Annotated in this window: 17 protein-coding genes; 11 read left to right on the forward strand and 6 right to left on the reverse strand. The window is 67.8% G+C overall.

What is annotated here, in order from left to right; all coding sequences use genetic code 11:
• Positions 1–66 precede the first annotated feature (66 nt).
• The 7 genes from BLR24_RS09745 (at position 67) to BLR24_RS09775 (ending at position 11,015) form a co-directional block, all read left to right on the forward strand.
• Entirely contained in the window at positions 67–2,331 is a 2,265-nt protein-coding gene (locus tag BLR24_RS09745; protein WP_093016348.1) for a heavy metal translocating P-type ATPase, read from the forward strand.
• A gap of 111 nt (positions 2,332–2,442) precedes the next feature.
• Entirely contained in the window at positions 2,443–3,723 is a 1,281-nt protein-coding gene (locus BLR24_RS09750; RefSeq protein ID WP_093016210.1) for a cation:proton antiporter, read from the forward strand.
• Between the two features lie 117 nt (positions 3,724–3,840).
• Positions 3,841–4,215, forward strand: coding sequence for a cation efflux protein, CzcI family (gene czcI / locus BLR24_RS09755; RefSeq protein WP_093016212.1), 375 nt, complete (start codon positions 3,841–3,843; stop codon positions 4,213–4,215).
• 95 nt (positions 4,216–4,310) lie between these two features.
• Complete coding sequence (locus BLR24_RS09760) at positions 4,311–5,630, forward strand: TolC family protein (RefSeq protein ID WP_093016214.1); 1,320 nt, start codon at positions 4,311–4,313, stop codon at positions 5,628–5,630.
• Between the two features lie 17 nt (positions 5,631–5,647).
• The gene (locus BLR24_RS09765) at positions 5,648–6,958 is read left to right on the forward strand and encodes an efflux RND transporter periplasmic adaptor subunit (RefSeq protein ID WP_093016216.1); all 1,311 of its coding nucleotides are present in this window, start codon (positions 5,648–5,650) and stop codon (positions 6,956–6,958) included.
• A 9-nt stretch (positions 6,959–6,967) separates the two neighbouring features.
• Positions 6,968–10,159, forward strand: coding sequence for a CusA/CzcA family heavy metal efflux RND transporter (locus BLR24_RS09770; protein ID WP_093016218.1), 3,192 nt, complete (start codon positions 6,968–6,970; stop codon positions 10,157–10,159).
• Between the two features lie 100 nt (positions 10,160–10,259).
• Complete coding sequence (locus BLR24_RS09775) at positions 10,260–11,015, forward strand: SDR family oxidoreductase (protein WP_093016220.1); 756 nt, start codon at positions 10,260–10,262, stop codon at positions 11,013–11,015.
• On the opposite strand, the gene mog is transcribed toward BLR24_RS09775, so the two are convergent.
• Complete coding sequence (gene mog, locus BLR24_RS09780; protein WP_093016222.1) at positions 11,012–11,602, reverse strand: molybdopterin adenylyltransferase; 591 nt, start codon at positions 11,600–11,602, stop codon at positions 11,012–11,014. The genes BLR24_RS09775 and mog overlap by 4 nt on opposite strands.
• 121 nt (positions 11,603–11,723) lie before the next feature.
• Positions 11,724–12,380 carry a ribosome biogenesis factor YjgA gene (yjgA, locus tag BLR24_RS09785; RefSeq protein ID WP_093016224.1) on the reverse strand — a complete coding sequence of 219 codons (657 nt, stop codon included), beginning with the start codon at positions 12,378–12,380 and terminating at the stop codon, positions 11,724–11,726.
• 106 nt (positions 12,381–12,486) lie between these two features.
• Here yjgA and pmbA point away from each other — a divergent pair, with 106 nt between their 5' ends.
• Positions 12,487–13,857, forward strand: a complete 1,371-nt coding sequence (pmbA, locus tag BLR24_RS09790; RefSeq protein ID WP_093016226.1) for a metalloprotease PmbA — start codon at positions 12,487–12,489, stop codon at positions 13,855–13,857.
• A 23-nt stretch (positions 13,858–13,880) separates the two neighbouring features.
• On the opposite strand, the gene BLR24_RS09795 is transcribed toward pmbA, so the two are convergent.
• A complete protein-coding gene (locus tag BLR24_RS09795) occupies positions 13,881–14,672 on the reverse strand; it encodes a fumarylacetoacetate hydrolase family protein (protein WP_093016228.1) in 792 nt (263 codons plus the stop codon).
• A 206-nt stretch (positions 14,673–14,878) separates the two neighbouring features.
• Between BLR24_RS09795 and BLR24_RS09800 the strand changes: the two genes are divergently transcribed.
• Both BLR24_RS09800 and BLR24_RS09805 read left to right on the forward strand, forming a co-directional pair.
• Positions 14,879–15,778, forward strand: coding sequence for a helix-turn-helix transcriptional regulator (locus tag BLR24_RS09800; RefSeq protein WP_093016230.1), 900 nt, complete (start codon positions 14,879–14,881; stop codon positions 15,776–15,778).
• A 53-nt stretch (positions 15,779–15,831) separates the two neighbouring features.
• Positions 15,832–16,374, forward strand: coding sequence for a nucleoside 2-deoxyribosyltransferase (locus tag BLR24_RS09805; RefSeq protein WP_093016232.1), 543 nt, complete (start codon positions 15,832–15,834; stop codon positions 16,372–16,374).
• Between the two features lie 24 nt (positions 16,375–16,398).
• On the opposite strand, the gene BLR24_RS09810 is transcribed toward BLR24_RS09805, so the two are convergent.
• On the reverse strand, positions 16,399–17,304 hold the full coding sequence (locus BLR24_RS09810) for a LysR family transcriptional regulator (RefSeq protein WP_093016234.1): 906 nt from the start codon (positions 17,302–17,304) through the stop codon (positions 16,399–16,401).
• 100 nt (positions 17,305–17,404) lie between these two features.
• Between BLR24_RS09810 and BLR24_RS09815 the strand changes: the two genes are divergently transcribed.
• Complete coding sequence (locus tag BLR24_RS09815; RefSeq protein ID WP_175543230.1) at positions 17,405–18,163, forward strand: sulfite exporter TauE/SafE family protein; 759 nt, start codon at positions 17,405–17,407, stop codon at positions 18,161–18,163.
• A gap of 28 nt (positions 18,164–18,191) precedes the next feature.
• Here the strand turns inward: BLR24_RS09815 and BLR24_RS09820 are convergent, their stop codons facing one another.
• Complete coding sequence (locus tag BLR24_RS09820; protein ID WP_093016238.1) at positions 18,192–18,665, reverse strand: NUDIX domain-containing protein; 474 nt, start codon at positions 18,663–18,665, stop codon at positions 18,192–18,194.
• Complete coding sequence (locus tag BLR24_RS09825; RefSeq protein ID WP_055798861.1) at positions 18,665–19,114, reverse strand: GatB/YqeY domain-containing protein; 450 nt, start codon at positions 19,112–19,114, stop codon at positions 18,665–18,667. Before BLR24_RS09825 ends, BLR24_RS09820 begins: the two co-directional genes overlap by 1 nt.
• Positions 19,115–19,153 lie beyond the last annotated feature (39 nt).

Genomic DNA, 19,153 nt, shown 5'->3' on the forward strand with positions numbered 1-19,153 from the left:
GCAAGAAGGGGGTGGAGGAATACAGCGTTTGACTCTACACCTGCTTCAGGGTTTCCAATGCAATTCATGACGAACCAGAACGCTCTGAAATCGGTGGCGCCGAATGCACATGCTCATTCGCATGCGCCGGCCGAAACAGCCTGCTGCGGCAACTCCGCATGTGGATCGGCAGTTGTTGCCTCCGTCGATACCGCAGACATCCCGAAGGGCGCCTTGCTCTTCCGTATTCCCACCATGGATTGCGCCGTCGAGGAGTCCGAGATCCGCCGCGCGCTGGAGCCTGTCGGCGGCATCAGCGGGCTGCGCTTTCGGCTCGCCGAACGGACGATGGCGATCACCGCCGATGACACTGCCTTGCCCGATGCGCTCGAGGCCATCCGCAAGGCGGGCTTCAAGCCCGAGCCGCTGAACGAGGTGGCCGGTGCGCCGCCTGCTCCCGGCACGGCGCGCGCCGCCGGCCTCATGACGCCGGAGCTCTTGCGGTTGGTGGCCGCGCTGGTGCTGGCGATCGCGGCCGAGACGATTTCATTTCTCGCCCCGGAGGGCATCGCGTTCACGGCGGTGGAGATGGGGGTGGCGCTCGCAGCCATCGCGCTGGCCGGGCTCGACACCTACAAGAAGGGCTTTGCCGCATTGGTGCGCTGGCGCCTCAACATCAACGCCCTGATGGCGGTGGCGGTCACGGGCGCCTTCGTCATCGGCCAATGGCCCGAGGCCGCGATGGTGATGGCGCTCTATGCCATTGCGGAAATGATCGAGGCTCGCGCCGTCGACCGCGCCCGCAATGCCATCCAGGGCCTGTTGGCGCTGGCGCCTGAGCTGGCCGAGGTCAGGCAGCCCGACGGCAGCTGGAAGACGGCAAAGGCAGACACCGTGGCGCTTGGTGCCCTGGTGCGCATTCGCCCCGGCGAGCGCGTGCCGCTCGACGGCGTGGTGACGGAAGGCATGAGCGCCATCGACCAGGCGCCCGTGACCGGCGAGAGCATTCCGGTCGACAAGTCGGTGGGCGACGCCGTGTTTGCGGGCACCATCAACCAGGCGGGTGCGCTCGAATTCCGCGTCACGGCCGTGGCTGCCAACACCACGTTGGCTCGCATCATCCACGCGGTCGAAGAAGCGCAAGGCACGCGCGCTCCCACGCAGCGCTTCGTCGACCGGTTCGCCGCCGTCTATACGCCCGCGGTCTTCGTGCTGGCAATCGCAGTGGCGGTGCTCACGCCCTGGCTCATGGGCTGGACCTGGATGGAGGCCGTCTACAAGGCGCTGGTGCTGCTGGTCATTGCATGCCCTTGCGCGCTCGTCATCTCGACGCCCGTCACGGTGGTGAGTGCACTGGCCTCGGCCGCGCGGCGCGGCATCCTGATCAAGGGCGGCACCTACCTCGAGGAGGCGCGCAAGCTCAAGGCCGTCGCGCTCGACAAGACGGGCACCATCACCGAAGGCAAGCCGAAGCTGGTCGAAACCAGCCTGCTCGACAAGACGGCGGACGAGGGCGAAATCCTTGCCATTGCCGCGAGCATCGCTGGCCGCTCCGACCACCCGGTGTCGAAGGCCATTGCCGAGGGCCTGAAGCGCGAGCACCGACCGGTCGGCAACTTCATGGCCTTGCCCGGACGCGGCGTGCAGGCCACGCACGAAGGCCGCAGCTATGTGCTTGGAAACCATCGCTTCATCGAAGAACAGAAGCTGTGCAGCCCCGCGCTCGAAGCCGAGCTGAAGCGGCATGAGGAGGCAGGGCGCACCGTCACCCTGCTGGCCTCCGGCCATGCGGTGCTGGCGCTGTTCGCGGTGGCCGACACCATCAAGCCTTCTTCGCAGGCGGCCATGGCCGAACTGCGTGCGCTGGGCGTCACGCCCGTGATGCTGACCGGCGACAACGCCGCCACGGCCAGGGCAATCGGCGAACATGCCGGCATTGACGACGTGCGCGGCAACCTGCTTCCCGAGGAGAAGCTCGATGCCATCAAGGCGCTTCAGCAGCGCTACGGCATGGCCGGCATGACGGGCGACGGCATCAACGACGCACCCGCGCTCGCGCAGGCCGACATCGGCTTTGCGATGGGCGGCGCGGGCACCGACACCGCCATGGAAGCGGCCGACGTGGTCATCATGAACGACGACCTGCGGCGCATTCCCGAAACGATTCGCCTCTCGCGCCGCGCGCATTCGGTGCTGTGGCAGAACATCACCCTGGCGCTCGGCATCAAGGTCGTGTTCTTCGTGCTCGCGGTGTTCGGCGGCGCAACGATGTGGATGGCGGTGTTTGCTGACATGGGAGCGAGCCTGCTGGTGGTTGCGAACGGCTTGCGGCTGATGCGCGCGTCCAGGTGAGTTGCCGGGGGCTGCCAAGCGCCTCACGCTGAACCAGTGGGCCAACCGCTGGCTGGGCGACACCGCTTGGAACTAACATCGGCTGCCTCGCCTTCCGACTCCAGCCCCTCGATGTCCGTCACCTCCCTTCTGCTGCAACTCGTCGTCATTCTGACCACCGCGCGCCTGTGCGGCTGGGTGCTTCGCTACCTCGGCCAGCCGGGCGTGGTGGGTGAAATGGCGGCGGGCCTCATGCTCGGCCCGGCGGTCATGGGCGCGCTCTTCCCTTCGCTGCACGCGCAGCTGTTTGCCAAGGACTCGCTGCAGGGCCTTTCTTCGCTGTCGACGGTGGGGCTGGTGCTGTTTATGTTCGTGGTGGGCCTGGAGCTGCGGGCCACGCGGAACATGCGGGCGCAGCTCAAGGCGGCGGGCGCGGTGGGCGTGCTCAGCGTGATCGTGCCCCTGGCGCTGGGCATTGCGATCTCGCCTGCGCTGTACCCCACGCTCGCGCCGGCCGGTGTCGCTTTCTGGCCCTTTGCGCTTTTCATGGCGGCGGCGCTTTCCATCACGGCCTTTCCCGTCATGGCGCGCATCCTCAAGGACCGCGGCATGACGCGCACGGCCTTCGGCCAGCTCTCGCTCAGTGCGGCGGCGGTGGTCGACGTGTTCGCCTGGATCCTGCTGGCCTTCGTGGTGGCGCTGGTTGGCGCGGGCGAGGGCTACGAGAGCCTGATCAAGATCACCGTCGGCGTGGTCGTGATGCTCGCCTTCCTGTTCTTCGGTCTGAAGCCCGCCTTTGCATGGCTGCTGCGGGTGAAGGCGCCCGACGGCGAGCCTTCGACCACGGTGATGGCCTCGCTCATGATCGGCCTGTTGCTCACCGCGCTGCTGACCGAATGGCTGCACCTGCACGCGGTGTTCGGCGCCTTCCTGTTCGGCGCCTGCCTGCCGCGCGATGACCGCCTGCTGCGCTCGCTGAGCGAACGCATCGAGCCGATTTCCATCGTCGTGCTGATGCCGCTGTTCTTTGCGCTTGCGGGGCTGGGCACCACGGCGAATGCCTTCTCCGGTGCGAGCCTGGGTGCGATGCTGCTGATCGTGGGCGTGGCCACCGTCGGCAAGATTGCCGGTGGCGCGGCCGGCGCGCGCATCGCGGGCTACAGCTGGCGCGACAGCCTGGCCACCGGTTCGCTGATGAACGCGCGCGGGCTCATGGAGCTGATCGTGATCAAGATCGGGTTCGACGTGGGACTGATCGGCCCCGAGCTTTTCACCATGCTGCTGGTGATGGCCCTGGCCACCACCGCGATGACGGGGCCGCTGATGACGCTGTGCATCGGACGCAAGGCGCTGCATGCCGGCGACGCTGGGGGCAAGCCTGAGGCAGAGCCGGAGGCGCCGGCCAAGCCTTGACACCGGCTCGTCGCCCAGTCCGGGCTCGCGTTCGATGACAAGAATTCGCATCGCCTGCGAACTGCAAGGGCATTTCAGACCGGCGAGCTCCATGTCGCCGATATACTTTTTTGGACCATGCGCCACTGGCTTCTGATCTTTTTGCTGCTTTTGCTTCCGTTCCAGTTCAGCTGGGCGGCGTCGGCGGCCTATTGCCAGCATGAACGCGATGTGCAACCGGGCCACTGGGGGCATCACGAGCACGAGCCGAGCAGCAGTGCCAGCGATTCGCGCACGACCGATGACGCGCAAAAGAGCCCCGGCACCCAGCCCAACGCCGTGCTCGGCGATTGCGCCGTCTGCCACCTGGGCCATGCGCAACACCTGCCGACCATGGCCGATCGCGTGCAGGCTCCGCCAATCGCGCAGGCACTGCGCGCCATGCGCGCGGAACATTTCGTCTCGCACATCTCCGAAGTGCCCGTGCCTCCTGCGTGGCCTCTCGCCCTTTGATTCGGCGAGAGAACAACCCATTTTCCTGATACCCATCATCAGCTGAGCTCTCGCCGAATTCCCTCGCCCGTTGTTTTGCAACCCAGGAGAATTCGATGCGCACGCTCTTCGTGCCGCTGGCCGTCATGGCCTTGGCGGTGTCCCCGGCATTTTCACAATCCACTGCCGGTTCCAATCCTTCTTCGCTCAGGCACGCTGCCCCGGGAGCGACAGAGCCCGCAGGCCCGCTGGACCTGCCCAGCGCGCTCGCGCTGGCACGGCAGTTCAACCCCGGACTCTCGTCCGCCGCGCGCGAACGGGAGGCCACCGATGCGGCCGTGGTGCAGGCCGGAGCCTGGCCCAACCCGGTGTTCGGCGCGCAGGTGGAAGACCTGCGGCGCGACAACCGCACCACCACGCTGCAGCTGAGCCAGCCCATCGAGCTGGGCGGCAAGCGCGCGGCCCGCGTGACGGCGGCCGAGCGTGCCCGGGACCAGGCCGAATCGGCGTTGCTTGCGCGGCGTTCCGAGCTTCGCGCATCGACGATCACGCTGTTCTTCGAAGTGCTGGCCGCGCAGGAGCGCTTGCGATTGGCGCAGGACTCGGTGGGGCTTGCAGAGGTGGCGACCCGCGCGGCCGCCAACCGGGTGGCGGCGGGCAAGGTGTCGCCGCTCGAGGAGAACCGGGCGCGCGTGGCCGAGGCCGGCATCCGCGTCGAGCTGCTGCAGGCCGAGGGCGCGCTGCGTTCGGCGCGCCGGCAACTCGCTGCGCTCTGGGGCAATGCGTCGCCCCGTTTCACGCACGCAGACGGCGCGATCGACCTGCTGCCTGCAGCGACTGCGGACGCCGTGCAGCATCGGCTTTCCGAGGCACCGGTACTGCGCCAGGCCAGGCTCGAGGTCGAGCGGCGCGAGGCGCTCTCGGCGCTGGAGCAGGCCCGGCGTGTGCCCGACATCACCGTGTCGCTGGGCGCGAAGCGCGTGCCGGCCGATGAAGGCATGGGCAGCGGCAGCGGCCGCAACCAGGTCGTGGTGGGCGTGTCGGTGCCGCTGCCGATCTTCGACACCAACCGCGGCAACGTCGCCGAGGCGCTGAGCCGCGAAGAGAAGGCGCGCGACGACCTTCTGGCGGCCGAACTTCAGCTGCGTGCCGACGTGGCGCAGGCCACCGAGCGCCTGCGTTCGGCGCGCGCCACCGCCGAGATGCTGCAGCGCGACGCGCTGCCCGGCGCCGAAGCCGCCCGCCACGCAGCCGCCCGAGGCTTCGAGCTCGGGAAGTTCAGCTTTCTCGAAGCGCTCGATGCGCAGCGCACGCTGTTCCAGGTGCGTAACCAGCACCTGCTCGCCCTGGCCGAGGCGCATCGCGCGGCCGGCGAACTTGACCGGCTGCTCGGCATCGGCGACGAAACCCTCCGTGCGGCACCTGCTGCGCGCTGACAAGGACTCCACGAATCATGAACACGCAAGAACGCAAGACCTTCGCGGAACGCGTCGGCAAGAAGCAGTGGCTGGCCATCGTGGCCGTGCTGGTGGTAGGCCTCGCGGCCGGCGCAATGATCCTGCGCACCACGCCCGCCCAACCCGAAGCCGGGGGACATTCGGAAGCCGCAGAGCATGCCGAGGGCGAGCACCATGAAGAGGGCGATGAGCACGGCCATGGCCATGGCAATGGCGAGGCCAAGGGCCACGGCGAAGCCAAGGGCCACACCGGCGAGGCGCACGAAGAACGGGAAGGCGACAAAAAAATCGTCTTCACCGACGAGCAGGTCAAGGCCGTCGGCATGGCCATCGAAAGCGCCGGCCCCGCGCGCATCCGGTCGTTGCTGCAACTGCCGGGCGAGATCAAGTTCAACGAAGACCGCACGGCCCACGTGGTGCCGCGCGTGGCGGGCGTGGTCGAGAGCGTGCCGGCCAACCTTGGCCAGGAAGTGAGGCGCGGCCAGGTGCTGGCGGTGCTGTCGAGCCCGGGGCTCTCGGAGCAGCGCAGCGAACTGCAGTCGGCGCAGCGCCGGCTGGCGCTCGCCCGCACCACCTACGAGCGCGAGAAAAAACTCTGGCAAGAAAAGATCTCGGCCCAGCAGGACTACCTGCAGGTGGAGCAGGCCATGCAAGAGGCGCAGATCGCCGTGGCCAACGCGAACCAGAAGCTGCTGGCGCTGGGCGCCACGCCGGGCTCGCCGGCCCTTGGCCGCTACGAGCTGCGCGCGCCTTTCGACGGCATGGTGGTCGAGAAGCACATCTCGCTCGGCGAGTCGGTCAAGGAAGACGCCAGCGTCTTCACCATTTCGGATCTCTCCACGGTCTGGGCCGAGATCAGCGTGGCCGCCAACAACCTCAACCTCGTTCGCATCGGCGAGCCGGTGACCATCCGCTCCAGCGCTTTCGACCAGACAGCCAGCGGCACGGTGTCGTACCTGGGCTCGCTCATCGGCGCGCAGACGCGTACAGCGACGGCGCGCGTCACCGTGACGAATCCGCAGCGCGTGTGGCGGCCCGGGTTGTTCGTGAGCGTGGAGCTTGCTTCGTCCGGAGCAGAGGCCCCGGTGACGGTATCGGCCGAGGCGGTGCAGACGGTGGAGGGGCAGCCCACGGTTTTCGTCAAGGTGCCCGGCGGCTTCATGCCGCAGGCGGTGCAGACCGGACGCAGCGACGGCCGGCGCATCGAGATCGTGAGCGGCCTTGCGTCCGGCTCCACGTATGCCGCGAGCGGCAGCTTCGTCGTCAAGTCGCAGCAGGGCAAGAGCTCTGCCACGCACACGCACTGAGGAGGCCGAATGTTCGAACGAGTCATCCGGTTTTCCATCGAACAGCGCTGGCTGATCCTGCTCGCGGTGCTGGGCATGGCCGCGCTCGGCATCTTCAGCTACCAGAAGCTGCCGATCGACGCGGTGCCCGACATCACCAACGTGCAGGTGCAGATCAACACGTCCGCGCCCGGCTATTCGCCGCTCGAGGCCGAGCAGCGCGTGACCTATCCCATCGAGACGGTGATGGCCGGCCTGCCGGGGCTGCAGCAGACTCGCTCGCTCTCGCGCTACGGCCTCTCGCAGGTGACGGTGATCTTCGAGGACGGCACCGACATCTACTTTGCGCGTCAGCTCGTGAACGAGCGCATCCAGTCGGCGCGCGAAAGCATGCCGAGCGGCATCTCGCCGGTGATCGGTCCGATCTCGACCGGCCTTGGCGAGATCTATCTCTGGACCGTGGAAGCGGAAGAGGGCGCGAAGAAGGCCGACGGCAAACCATACACGCCGACCGACCTGCGCGAGATCCAGGACTGGATCATCAAGCCGCAGCTGCGCAACGTGAAGGGCGTGACGGAGATCAACTCCATCGGCGGCTACGCCAAGGAGTTCCAGATCGCGCCCGATCCTGCCAAGCTGCTGGCGCACGGCCTCACGATGACCGACCTGGTGGCCGCGCTGGAACGCAACAACGCCAACGTGGGCGCGGGCTACATCGAGAAGCGCGGCGAGCAGTACCTCATCCGCGCGCCGGGGCAGGTGAAGTCGGTGGAGGACATCGGCAACGTGATCCTCGGCAACGCCGGCGGCATTCCGCTGCGCGTGCGCGACGTGGCCGATGTGGGCATTGGCCAGGAACTGCGCACTGGCGCGGCGACCGACAACGGCCGCGAGGCGGTCCTCGGCACCGTGTTCATGCTGATCGGCGAGAACAGCCGCACCGTCTCTCAGGCGGTCGACAAGAAGATGCAGGAAATCAACCGAACGCTGCCCGCGGGCGTGAAGGCCGTGACCGTGTACGACCGCACCGTGCTGGTCGACAAGGCCATTGCCACGGTGAAGAAGAACCTGCTCGAAGGCGCAGTGCTGGTTATTGCCATCCTGTTCCTGTTTCTCGGCAACATGCGCGCGGCGCTGATCACCGCGCTGGTGATTCCGCTGTCGATGCTCTTCACCTTCACCGGCATGGTGAACCAGAAAATCAGCGCCAACCTCATGAGCCTGGGCGCGCTGGACTTCGGCATCATCATCGACGGCGCGGTGGTGATCGTGGAGAACTGCGTGCGGCGCCTCGCCCATGCGCAGGCGAAGCACGGGCGGCCGCTCACGCGCAGTGAGCGTTTCCATGAAGTGTTCGCGGCCTCGCAGGAGGCGCGGCGACCGCTCTTGTTCGGCCAGCTGATCATCATGATCGTGTACCTGCCGATCTTTGCGCTCACAGGTGTGGAGGGCAAGCTGTTCCACCCGATGGCCTTCACCGTGGTGATTGCGCTGCTGGGCGCAATGATCCTGTCGATCACGTTCATCCCCGCGGCCGTGGCGCTCTTCATCGGCAACAAGGTGGGCGAGAAAGAAAACCGCCTGATGCACTGGGCCAGGCGCGGCTACGCGCCGCTGCTGGCGCGCGCAATGGGAGCCAAGCCGCTGGTCATCACCACGGCGGTGGTGGCGGTGGTGCTCTCGGGCCTGCTGGCCACGCGCCTGGGCACGGAGTTCGTGCCGAGCCTGGGCGAGGGCGACTTCGCCGTGCAGGCGCTGCGCATTCCGGGTACCAGCCTCACGCAGTCGGTCGAGATGCAAAAGCAGATCGAACGCACGCTGAAGGCGAAGTTTCCGGAGATCGAGCGCGTGTTCGCGCGCACCGGCACGGCCGAGATCGCATCCGACCCGATGCCGCCGAACATTTCCGACGGCTACATCATGCTGAAGCCCGAGAGCGAGTGGCCCACATCGCAAGGTACATCGCGCCGCACACGCGCAGAACTGCTGGCGGCCGTGCAGGAGGAGATCGAGAAGCTGCCGGGCAACAACTACGAGTTCTCGCAACCGATCCAGCTGCGCTTCAACGAGCTGATCTCCGGCGTGCGCAGCGACGTGGCGGTGAAGATCTTCGGCGACGACATGGACGTGCTGAACAGGACGGCAGCCGAGGTGTCGGGCGTGCTGGGCAAGATCCCCGGCGCCGCCGAAGTGAAGGTCGAGCAGACCACTGGCCTGCCTATGCTCACGGTCAACATCGACCGCCAGAAGACCGCGCGCTACGGGCTCAACGTGGGCGACGTGCAGGACGCCGTCTCCATCGCGGTGGGCGGCCGCGAGGCCGGCACGCTGTTCGACGGCGACCGGCGCTTCGACATCCTCGTGCGCCTGCCCGAGCACCTGCGCGCCGACCTGGAGGCGATCAAGCGCCTCCCCGTGGCGCTGCCCCGGGGCGTGGGCGCGGAGGCGCAGCAGCGCACCAGCTTCATCCCGCTCGGCGAGGTGGTCACGCTGGAGCTGGCGCCCGGCCCCAACCAGGTGAGCCGCGAGAACGGCAAGCGCCGCATCGTGGTGAGCGCCAACGTGCGCGGCCGCGACCTCGGCTCCTTCGTGGCCGAGGCCGGGGAAGCGATGCGCAAGGTGAGCATTCCGCCGGGCTACTGGACGGCCTGGGGCGGCCAGTACGAGAACCTCGCCTCGGCCACCGAGCGGCTGCAGGTGGTGGTGCCGGTATCGCTGCTGCTGGTGTTCACGCTGCTGTTCGCGATGTTCGGCAACCTGAAGGACGGCCTCCTGGTGTTCACCGGCATTCCATTTGCGCTCACGGGCGGCATCGTCGCGCTGTGGTTGCGCGGCATTCCGCTCTCGATCTCCGCGGCGGTGGGGTTCATCGCGCTTTCAGGCGTGGCGGTGCTCAACGGGCTGGTGATGATCTCGTTCATTCGCAACCTGCGCGAGGGCGGGCTGCCGCTCGATGCGGCGATCCGCGAAGGCGCGCTCACGCGGCTGCGGCCGGTGCTGATGACCGCGCTGGTCGCATCGCTGGGCTTCGTGCCGATGGCGATCGCTACCGGCACCGGCGCGGAGGTGCAGCGCCCGCTGGCCACGGTGGTGATTGGCGGCATCCTGTCATCGACCGTGCTGACGCTCCTGGTGCTCCCGCTGCTCTACCGCATGGCGCACCGGCGCCACGAGGAGAAAGGGCGTGGCGCCGAGCTTTACCCCCAGGCCGATTCAAGGTAGTTTTTGGTCCCGTTGTCACAAACCATCCCCATTGCACGTCTTTCTCGCATGGACGTCCAAGGGGGACGTTCTCTGGACTCCCTTTCACAAGGAATCGACCATGAAGATCGTCATCATCGGAGGCTCCGGCCTCATCGGCTCGAAGCTCGCCGCGCGGCTGCGCCATGCCGGCCACGAAGTCGTCGCCGCCTCGCCCTCCACGGGCGTCGACACGCTCACGGGCCGAGGCCTGAAGGAGGCGCTGGCAGGCGCACAGGTGGTCGTCGACGTGGCGAACTCGCCGTCGTTCGAGGACGAGGCCGTGCTGCGCTTCTTCGAAACCTCGGGGCGCAACCTGCTTGCGGCCGAGGCCGAAGCTGGGGTGGCCCACCACATCGCGCTGTCGGTTGTCGGCACCGACCGGCTGCTCGCGAGCGGCTATTTCAGGGCCAAGCAGGCTCAGGAGGACCTGATCGAGGCCTCGCCCGTGCCCTACACGATCGTGCAGGCCACGCAGTTCTTCGAGTTCCTGGGCGGCATCGCCAACGCGGGCGCCGCGGGCAGCGAGATCCGCCTGTCGCACGCACTGGTGCAGCCGATTGCGGCGGAAGACGTGGCCGCGGCGCTGGCCGAGATCGTGACCGAGCCGCCGTCAGGTGGCAGGGTGGAGATCGCCGGGCCGGAGGCGGTGCCGCTCGACGACCTGGTGCGGCGCTATCTCACTGCGACAGGCGACGCCCGGCAAGTGGTCACCGATGCCAACGCGGATTACTTCGGCGTGCGCCTCGACGACCGCTCGCTCACGCCGGCTGCCGGTGCGCGCCTCGCGCCGACCGGCTTCGAGGCCTGGGTTCGGCAGCGCGCCGCGGCCGCCTAGCGTGGCGGCCGAATGGCCGACTTGGGCCGGAACGCCTTGCAGACCGTGTCGTCGGTCTCCAGGTACGGCCCGCCGATCAGGTCGATGCAATAGGGCACCGCCGCGAAGATGCCGGGCACGACCTGCACGCCTTCGGTGTCTTTCAGCCCTTCGAGCGTTTCCGCAATCGACTTCGGCTGCCCTGGCAGGTTGATGATCAGGCTCTTGTCGCGGATCACCGCCACCTGGCGCGAAAGGATCGCGGTGGGCACGAAGCGCAGGCTGATCTGGCGCATCTGCTCGCCGAAGCCGGGCATTTCCTTGTGGGCCACGGCAAGGGTGGCCTCGGGCGTCACGTCGCGCAGGGCCGGGCCGGTGCCGCCGGTGGTCAGCACCAGCGAACAGCCGGCGTCCACCAGCTCGATCAGCGTGGCGCTGATGAGGGCGGTTTCGTCGGGAATCAGCCGGGACTCGAAATCGATGGGGTTCTTCAGCGCCCGGCCGAGCCATTCCTTCAGCGAAGGCAGGCCCTTGTCTTCATAGGTGCCGCTGGAGGCCCGGTCGCTGATGGAGACGATGCCGATGCGGACTGAATCAGGTGCGGTCATGGTGTTGCTCCTTCCCCCTTTGGGGGAAGGTTGGGATGGGGGCGGGCAGGGCGCCCGATGGATGCGCCGCTTGCCCCCACCCCAGCCCTCCCCCGGGAGGGGAGGAAGAAAGGCAAGGGGTTCATGCGTCGTCTTCCCGGTCTTGCGCGGCAGCCTCCGCAGCGTGGTCTGCGCCACCGTGCACCGCCAGCTGGGCACGCACCAGTTGGAAGATCTCGCGGTAGGCCTTGCCCTGGCGCGGCGCTTCACCGGCGGGGCCGGATTTCATGTCCTTGCGGGCCTGGCGCACCAGGGCGCGCAGCTGCTGGGAATCGGTGGCAGGGTGGGTTTCGATCCAGCCACCCAGCGCATCGTCGTCGGCAATCAGCCGGTCGCGCCATCGCTCGGCCTCGTGCAGCGCGGCGGTTTCGGCCGCCGGCACGCTGTTCTGCTCGGTCAGGGCGAGCTTCACGGCCTCCAGCACCTCGGGCTCCAGCTTGCGCATCAGCTTGCCGATGAACTGCATCTGGCGGCGCTTGCCCTCGAAATTGGTGATGCGCTTGGCCTCGGCCACGGCGTCGACCAGTTTTTCGTCGAGTGGGAGCGCATCGAACAAGCCGGCGCGCAGGCCGAGCAGCTCGGTGCCGAGTTTTTGCAGTTCGTCGCTTTCGCGCTTGAGGTCGGTGCGGCTGGCTTCGTCGGTGCCCTTGAGCTCGCGCTTGAGCTCCAGGTCGAGCTCGCTGCCTTCGGCGACGAACTGGCCACGGACGAAATAGCCTTTTTTGGGTTTGCGGGACATGGGGTGGATTCTGGGCCGCACCGTGCGGCGTTGCAACGCGTGCAATGCGCAGTGGGAAGCTGAAGGGAAAACGGAATGTGGGGGGCGCAAGTATCATAGCCACCACATGACGACATCCTCCTCGCGCGCCGATTCCGGCTTCGCCTACAGCCGCTCCTTCTTCGAAAACCTGGTCGACTCGGCCCTGGCCCACGCCAAAAAGCTCGGTGCAACCGATGCCGGCGCCGAGGCCTCCGAGGGCTGCGGCCTCAGCGTCTCGGTCCGCAAGGGCGAACTCGAGAACGTCGAGCGCAACCGCGACAAGTCGCTGGGCATCACCGTGTACGTGGGCCACCGCCGCGGCAACGCCAGCACATCCGACTTCTCCGAGGCTGCCATTGCCCAGACGGTGCAGGCCGCCTACGACATCGCCCGTTTCACGGCCGAAGACCCGGTCAGCGGCCTCCCGGACGAGGAAGACATTGCCAAGGAACACCCCGAACTTGACCTGTTCCACCCCTGGGACGTGACGAGCGAACAGGCCGCCAAGCTGGCGCTGGAATGCGAAGCGGCGGCTCTGTCGACCGACAAGCGCATCACCAACAGCGAAGGCGCAGGCGTCTCGGCCCAGCAGAGCCACTTTTTCAGCGCCCACACGCACGGTTTTCGCGGCGGCTATGCCAGCTCGCGGCATTCGATTTCGGTTGCGCCCATCGCCGGCAAGGGCGACGACATGCAGCGCGACTCCTGGTACAGCTCCATGCGCTCGGCCGACGAGCTGGCCAGCCCGCAGGCCGTGGGCCGCTACGCCGCCGAACGGGCGCTGAGCCGTCTCAAGTCGCGCAAGATCAAGACCACCGAATGCCCGGTGCTGTTCGAGTCGCCGCTGGCCGTGGGCCTCTTGGGCGGGCTGGTGCAGGCCGTGAGCGGCGGGGCGCTGTACCGCAAGAGCACCTTTTTGCTCGATTCGCTCGGCAAGCCTGTGCTTCCGAAGCACGTGGACGTGGCCGAAGACCCGCACGTGCTGCGCGGCAAGGGCAGTTCGCCGTTCGACGACGAAGGCGTGGTGACCCGCGCGCGCAAGGTGGTCGATGCCGGGCGGCTCGAGGGCTACTTTCTCTCGACCTATTCGGCGCGCAAGCTGGGCATGAAGACCACCGGCAATGCCGGCGGCTCGCACAACCTGATCCTGAGCTCGCGCCTCACCAAGGCCGGCGACGACCTCGACGCCATGCTCGCCAAGCTCGGTACCGGCCTGTTCGTGATCGAGCTGATGGGGCAGGGCGTGAATTACGTCACCGGCGACTATTCGCGCGGCGCCAGCGGCTTCTGGGTCGAGAAGGGCCGCATTGCCTTCCCGGTGCACGAGATCACCATTGCCGGCAACCTGAAGGACATGCTGATGGGCGTCGAGGCCATCGGGGCCGATGCCTACACCTTCGGCGCCAAGACCACGGGGTCGGTCCTGATCAATCGCATGAAAGTGGCCGGCAGCTAAAGGCTGCCAGCACACTGACTCGCTCAGACGATCCGCACCGAAAGGTTCGGCAGCCCGTCGATGTGGATCTCGATCAGGTCACCGCGCACCACTGGGCCCACGTTCTCGGGCGTGCCCGAGTAGATGATGTCGCCGGGCATCAGCTCGAAGGCCTGTGACAGCCGGCTGATCTGCTCTGCTACCGACCAGATCATGTGCTTGAGCGTGGCGTTCTGCTTCGTCTGGCCATTTACCTTGAGCCAGATGGCGCCGTCGGTGTAGTGGCCGACCTTGGCCACCGGATGGATCGGCCCGATCGGCGCCGACTTGTCGAAGCTCTTGCCGATTTCCCACGGCTTTTTCTGGTCGCCCATCTCGCGCTGCAGGTCACGCCGGGTCATGTCCAGGCCAAGCGAATAGCCGTAGACGAGCCCCAGCGCATCCGCCTGCGCGATGTCGCGTCCGCCCTTGCCGAGGGCCACGACCAATTCCACTTCGTAGTGGTAGTTCTTGGTCAGCGGCGGGTACGGATGGTCGGCCACGGCGCCGGGCGTGACGACCTGGATCGCGTCCGTCGGCTTCTGGAAAAAGAACGGCGGCTCGCGGGTCGGGTCGGAACCCATTTCGCGCGCATGAGCCGCATAGTTGCGGCCGATGCAGTAGATGCGGCGCACCGGAAACGCCTGCTCGCTGCCGACGATCGGAACCGTGGCCTGCGCCACCGTGAAGGGCGTTTGTGGCGCACGCGATGCGCCCGCCGGCAGGGCGCAGCCGGTCATCGCGCCGGCGGCCATGGCGGCGGAACCGGCCAGCAGGCCGCGTCGTGAACTGGACATGATTTTTGTCTCCTGAATTCTTGGGTAAGCGATGAAAGCCGGCCGTGCCAGCGGGGTCATTCTGGAGCGCGTCGAGGTATTGCTTCCGTACGCATCTACGCAAAAACAGGACGCAAGCAACACCAGGCGCCCGCATCTGCAGCCTCGAGGCCAGGGCTTACCATCGCGCCATGTCGGCCCTTCGATCCAGCCTCCGCCTCTACGGCATGCAGGAGCGCGCGAACCACCTCGACTTCGACATCCGCTTCGAGGGCGCGCGGGACGTTCTGGCGCGGCCGCACCGGCACGAGTATTTCCAGATCCAGGTCAGCATCCATGGCGGCTCGCAACAGGTGATCGGCGGCGCGGTGCGGCCCTTTACCGCGGGGCACCTGAGCTTCGTGCTGCCTTATCGCGTGCACGTGGTGCCGCATCCGCCCGGGGCGCGCTATGCCATCGTGAACTTCGACCAGGGCTTTCTGTGGCCCGAACTGGCCGTGGAAGCGCTCGATCTGGAAGAGGTGCCGGCCCTGCGCCAGCCCGAGCTCGCGCCGTTCCTGTTCCAGGAGTACATGGACTTCCACTTTGGCGAGGCCGATTTCGCGCGCATCCTTGCCTGGCTCGATGAGCTCGCGGCGCTGAACCGGGAGCGGCGCTTCGGTGCCGGGAGCGCGATCCGCGGCATCCTGCTGCAGCTGATGGCGCTGGCCTGCGACCGGCACGAGCCGCAACTGCTCGCGCAGGCGGCGCTGCAGAGCGGGCGCAGTTCGGGGCGCGATGCGCTGCAGCGCGTGATGCGCTACGTGCGCGAGCATCTGGGCGAGGAAATGTCGCTCAACGATGCCGCGGCGGCCGCCATGCTGTCGCCCAACTACCTTGCGCACCTGCTCAAGAAGCAGACCCACCGCACCTTCACCGAGCTGGTGACCGAGCGCCGCCTGGAGCGTGCGAAAGAGTTGCTGGTCACCTCGAACGCCCGCATCGGCGACATCGCGCGGCAGTGCGGCTTTGGCGACGCCGTGTACTTCAGCCGCCGTTTCAGGCTGCGCAACGGCGTCACGCCGCGGCAGTTTCGCAGTGAAGCCGGGGCGGGGCTGGCCATGGCGGCGGAGCCCAAGGGGCGTTGAACCATCTTTGGAGTTGGCCCGGGCGGCCCCGGTAAATCTAAGATGTGCTCTCCATGAATCGAAACTCACAAAATCCGGCTCGCCCGCAGATCTACCTCGCGGGCCCGGACGTCTTCCGCCCCGACGCCCGAGACCACTTCGTGCGGCTCGCGGCGGCTTGCGATGCGCTAGGGCTTGCGGCCCTGCTGCCGGCCGATGGCAACGATCAGCCAGTCGCCGGCGCGCCGGAAGAGCAGATCTACGAGGCCAACATGCAGCGGCTTCGCGGCGCGGACGGTGTGGTGGCCAACCTCGCAAGCTTCCGCGGCCTGGAGCCCGATTCAGGGACGGTGTTCGAGGTGGGCGCTGCGGTGGCGCTGGGGATTCCGGTCGTGGCCTACGGCGTGCCTGCGGGCAGCTATGCGGACCGCGCCCGGTCCCTCTTGCCGTGCGCGCCCGATGCAGCCGGGGTGCTGCGCGAGACCGGCAGCGGCATCGCGGTGGAAGACTTCGGCCAGCCGCTGAACCTGATGCTGGCCTGTTCGATCCACATCGCGCCGACGCCGGAAGAAGCGCTGCGAAAGATGGCGGAGCTGCTTGCATTCCAGCGGCGTTGAGCCGCATCCGGCCTCGCGTTCAGGTTACTTCGCCGCAGGCTTCTCGGGCGGCGCCAGCAGGTGCTCGAGCATCCGCCGCGCGTTGAGCGGCAGATGTTCCGACGAGCGCACGCAGGCCATCAGAGTGCGCTCGGCCCATGCATCGCTGAGGTTGGCGCGCGCGATCTTCATCGAGCGGGCGCAGCGCGCGGCTGCGGTCTGCGGCACGATGCCCACGCCGATGCCGTGCGCGACCATGCCGCACACGGCCTCGAAGTTGCGCACGCGCACGCGGTAGGCCAGCTGCTTGCCGAGCGCACGGGCATGCTGCGTCACCAACTGCTGCAGCGCACTGTCCTCGGTCAGTCCGACGAATTCGCTGTCGGCCACCTCGGCCAGCCGTACGCGCCGGCGCCCCGCCAGCGCATGGCCGCGCGGCATCACGAGCACCAGGTCGTCGCGGCGGAAGGGATGGCATTCGAGGCCCTCGGTGCCGACCGCGTCCGAGACGATGCCGATGTCGCACAGCCCAGCCCGCAGCGCATCGACCGATTGCGGGCTCGGTCTTTCCTCGAGATCGACCGAGATGCGCGGATGCTGCGCAAGAAAGCGGCTCAGCACCTCGGGCAGGTGCTCGTTCAGCGCCGAGGTGCCGCACATGAAGCGCACGTGGCCCTTGAGGCCTTGGCCGTATTCACCGAGTTCGCCGCGCATGCGTTCCATCTGCTGCAGCACGACCCGCGCATGGTGCAGCAGGGTGCGGCCGGCCTCGGTGGGGCGCACGCCCTGCGCATGCCGCGTGAGCAGCGGGCTGCCAAGGGCGTCTTCCATGCCGCGCACGCGCTGGCTGGCCGAGGCGAGCGTCATGTGCGAGCGCTGTGCGCCGGCGGTCAGGCTCCCGGCCTCCACGACGTGGAGGAAGAGCCGCAGGTCTGTGAGGTCGAATCGCATTGAGGCTGCAAGGTAGCACGGGAGCCTCAGCCTGTGCCTGAGGCTGGCTGCGCGAATGCCGCATTTTCAGCGTCGGCACAGGCCGGCAGACTGCGCCGCAATGACGATCTCGAACGAACTGGCAACAGGCCATTGGGCCGCCGCCGCCGCGGTATTTCTCCTGGCCGGCGTGATCAAGGGCGTGGTCGGGCTCGGGTTGCCGACGGTGTCGATGGCGCTCCTCGCGCTGTGGATGCCGCCGGTGCGCGCGGCGGCGCTGTTGATCGCACCCTCGCTGGTCACCAACCTGTGGCAGACCGGGCCGCGGGCGACCTTCCGGCCGGTGTTGCGGCGTATCGGCGGCATGCAGGCGGGCATCGTGGTGGGCACCCTGGGCGGCGCGCTGTGGTTCGGGGTGCCGGCTGGCGCCTGGGCTTCGGTGGCGCTCGGCGCGGCGTTGGTGGCCTATGCGCTCTGGGGGCTCACGGGGCGGCAGCTGCAGGTTCCCGCGGCGCACGAGCGCTGGCTGGGGCCGCTGGTGGGCGCCGCGACGGGTCTGGTGACGGCCGTGACCGGCGTGTTCGTGGTGCCGGCCGTGCCCTACCTGCAGGCCCTGGGCTTCCAGCGCGATGCGCTGATCCAGGCGATGGGTATTTCGTTCACTACCTCGACCGTGGTGCTGGCCATCGGGCTGGCGGGCAACGGCGGCTATCCCGCTTCGGCGATCGGCGGGTCGGTGGCGATGTTGCTGCCGGCTCTGGCCGGCATGGTGCTGGGAACGTGGTTGCGTAGGCGCTTATCCGTGGCGGTGTTCCGGCGTTGCTTCCTGGCCGGGCTGGCGCTCCTGGGGCTCTATATGGTGGTGCACGCGCTGGCCTGAGCCAGGTGAGCCGGAACCCCGGCGATCCTCAGGCGGAGAGCAGGGCCGCGCGAACGCGCGCGATGGCCTGCCTGTAGGGCAGGGCGAAGTTCTCGATGCCGTCGTCGGGCGCGAGCCAGCTGAACGAAAACACCAGGCCGTCTTCCTCGGGGCTGCCCATGGCCACGTGCTCGAAGGTTTCGGGCAGCGGGCCATCGGCGCGCATCAGGAACAGGTGCCACAGCTGCGGGTGGCGCAGCGTATTGCCCTCGATGCCGGCCTCGCAGTCGCGCTGCAGGGTGCCGAGCGGCTGCAGCTCGCCGACGTGGTCGATGCCCGACTCCTCGAGCAGCTCGCGGCGCACCGCCACCTCGGGCGATTCGCCGGGCTCGATGGTGCCCTTGGGCAGCTGCATGTTCCCATCGCCGGGATGGCGGAACACCAGCAGCCGGCCCCTGGCATCGACCAGGCAGGCGCAGGCCTTCGGAATCGTCGTGGTGGCGCCGGCGCCGCCGCTGCGCATCAGGCGCTCGCCAGGGCCGCCTTGACCGCCGCGCTCACCTGGCCCATGTCGGCCTTGCCGGCGAGGCGCGTCTTGACCGCGCCCATCACCTTGCCCATGTCGCCGGGGCCCTTGGCGCCCAGCTCGGCCACGATGGCCTTCACTTCGGCAGCCACTTCGTCGGCGCCCATGCGCTGCGGCAGGTAGACCTCGAGCACCTTGATCTCGGCCGCTTCCTTGTCGGCCAGGTCGGCGCGCCCGCCGGTCGTGAACGCGGCGATCGAGTCCTTGCGCTGCTTGACCATCTTGTCGACGATGGCAACGACCATGGCGTCGTCGAGCTCCACGCGCTCGTCGACTTCCTTCTGCTTCAGGGCGGCCAGCAGCAGGCGAATGGTGCCAAGGCGCTCCGAGTCCTTGGCGCGCATCGCGGTCTTCATGTCTTCGGTGATCTGTTCCTTGAGGCTCATGCTCGGGGCTCCTGGTTCGGGAAAAACAAAAGCCGCGGC

Source organism: Variovorax sp. OV700, assembly GCF_900099805.1.
Lineage (GTDB): Bacteria > Pseudomonadota > Gammaproteobacteria > Burkholderiales > Burkholderiaceae_C > Variovorax.

What these genes read in the sequence shown, in the direction of transcription:
- BLR24_RS09825 (WP_055798861.1), bottom strand. Translation starts at nt 19,114, where the DNA reads ATGAGCCTCAAGGAACAGATCACCGAAGACATGAAGACCGCGATGCGC.
- BLR24_RS09760 (WP_093016214.1), top strand. Translation starts at nt 4,311, where the DNA reads ATGCGCACGCTCTTCGTGCCGCTGGCCGTCATGGCCTTGGCGGTGTCC.
- pmbA (WP_093016226.1), top strand. Translation starts at nt 12,487, where the DNA reads ATGACGACATCCTCCTCGCGCGCCGATTCCGGCTTCGCCTACAGCCGC.
- BLR24_RS09795 (WP_093016228.1), bottom strand. Translation starts at nt 14,672, where the DNA reads ATGTCCAGTTCACGACGCGGCCTGCTGGCCGGTTCCGCCGCCATGGCC.
- mog (WP_093016222.1), bottom strand. Translation starts at nt 11,602, where the DNA reads ATGACCGCACCTGATTCAGTCCGCATCGGCATCGTCTCCATCAGCGAC.
- BLR24_RS09745 (WP_093016348.1), top strand. Translation starts at nt 67, where the DNA reads ATGACGAACCAGAACGCTCTGAAATCGGTGGCGCCGAATGCACATGCT.
- BLR24_RS09815 (WP_175543230.1), top strand. Translation starts at nt 17,405, where the DNA reads ATGACGATCTCGAACGAACTGGCAACAGGCCATTGGGCCGCCGCCGCC.
- czcI (WP_093016212.1), top strand. Translation starts at nt 3,841, where the DNA reads ATGCGCCACTGGCTTCTGATCTTTTTGCTGCTTTTGCTTCCGTTCCAG.
- BLR24_RS09750 (WP_093016210.1), top strand. Translation starts at nt 2,443, where the DNA reads ATGTCCGTCACCTCCCTTCTGCTGCAACTCGTCGTCATTCTGACCACC.
- BLR24_RS09810 (WP_093016234.1), bottom strand. Translation starts at nt 17,304, where the DNA reads ATGCGATTCGACCTCACAGACCTGCGGCTCTTCCTCCACGTCGTGGAG.
- BLR24_RS09770 (WP_093016218.1), top strand. Translation starts at nt 6,968, where the DNA reads ATGTTCGAACGAGTCATCCGGTTTTCCATCGAACAGCGCTGGCTGATC.
- BLR24_RS09775 (WP_093016220.1), top strand. Translation starts at nt 10,260, where the DNA reads ATGAAGATCGTCATCATCGGAGGCTCCGGCCTCATCGGCTCGAAGCTC.
- BLR24_RS09805 (WP_093016232.1), top strand. Translation starts at nt 15,832, where the DNA reads ATGAATCGAAACTCACAAAATCCGGCTCGCCCGCAGATCTACCTCGCG.
- yjgA (WP_093016224.1), bottom strand. Translation starts at nt 12,380, where the DNA reads ATGTCCCGCAAACCCAAAAAAGGCTATTTCGTCCGTGGCCAGTTCGTC.
- BLR24_RS09765 (WP_093016216.1), top strand. Translation starts at nt 5,648, where the DNA reads ATGAACACGCAAGAACGCAAGACCTTCGCGGAACGCGTCGGCAAGAAG.
- BLR24_RS09820 (WP_093016238.1), bottom strand. Translation starts at nt 18,665, where the DNA reads ATGCGCAGCGGCGGCGCCGGCGCCACCACGACGATTCCGAAGGCCTGC.
- BLR24_RS09800 (WP_093016230.1), top strand. Translation starts at nt 14,879, where the DNA reads ATGCAGGAGCGCGCGAACCACCTCGACTTCGACATCCGCTTCGAGGGC.